The organism is Rubneribacter badeniensis (genome assembly GCF_002899695.1).
GTDB lineage: Bacteria > Actinomycetota > Coriobacteriia > Coriobacteriales > Eggerthellaceae > Rubneribacter > Rubneribacter badeniensis.
Genome location: NZ_PPEL01000189.1, coordinates 1 through 540 on the forward strand (window position 1 = coordinate 1; position 540 = coordinate 540).

At 67.4% G+C, this 540-nt stretch carries 1 protein-coding gene; it reads left to right on the plus strand.

Annotation, left to right across the window (positions count from 1 at the left end; genetic code table 11):
• Positions 1 to 540, plus strand: a 540-nt coding sequence (locus tag C2L80_RS14000; RefSeq protein WP_157941103.1) for a hypothetical protein, incomplete at both ends; no start/stop codon positions are given.

Sequence of the window (540 nt, forward strand, 5' to 3'; positions counted from 1 at the left end):
GCGTGATAGCAGGGCTCGTCGTCGCGCGAATCAGCAAGGGCGTCCTGCCGCCCATCACCATGGGCGCGGCGTTCGTCTGCGTCGCGCTTATTTTCCTGCTCCTGAGCCGGAAGGCGCCCCGGCTCCTTGCCATGGGAAGGGTGCAGCTCGTGCTCTTGCCCTTCCTCGTGTGCGGGCTCATCCTCTCCGGGTTCCTGCAGGCGCCTTGGAACACCGTCGCCGCGCCGCCGCTCTTCGTCATCCTGTACCTGCTGGACTACACGAACGCCTCGGTGCTGTCGCTGCGCGGCACGCTGCTGTCCATCTCACCGTGCTACTGCTTCGCGAGAGGACGCTTCTTCATCGTCCTCGGCCAGGCACTCGGCTGGTTCGCCGGCGCGTTCGTGGCCACGGACTTCGGCAAGGGCTGGCTCACCGTGGCGGCCATGGTCCTCATCATGCTGGTATGCGCCTACATCGTGGTCGCCACCGTCAGGCCCGACCAGTACGCCATCGTGGCCGAGGAGCCCGAGCCCGTCGAGGCGCCTCCCGCCCCGATGT